General features: G+C 45.4%; 1 pseudogene. It reads left to right on the top strand.

Annotated elements, in window-relative coordinates:
* A pseudogene (locus HC176_RS16435) lies at positions 1 to 456 on the top strand (TonB-dependent receptor); the annotation flags it as partial.

The following is a 456-nucleotide window of genomic DNA, read 5'->3' on the forward strand; positions in this document are numbered from 1 at the left end:
CTTACTCCGGCATTTTCTGTAGCTAAAGGAGGAAATTTTTCCGGAAAAGCCTATACCCGGTACGCTACAGCCAACGAAGAAAAAACCGGACATCTAAGCCTCTCGTACGGAAACAAGAAATGGGCTTTCCTCTCCGGCGCAACTTATTCAGATTTTGGTGACATGCGTATGGGCAGCCATGGCCCGGATGAATACCTTCGTCACGAATATGCTGTGAGAAGGGATGGCAGGGATATCACCGTTCAAAATAAAGATCCAAAAGTGCAGGTACCTACCGGTTATGATCAGATCACCCGGCTGCAAAAAATAAGGTTTAAACCTACAGAAGAATATGATTTTTCCCTGGGAATGATCTATTCAACAACTTCAGATTTTCCAAGATATGACAGGCTGTATAGAAAAAGAAACGGGGAGTTACGAGCAGCCGAATGGTATTACGGGCCGCAGGAATGGCTG

Source organism: Tamlana crocina (assembly GCF_012037625.1).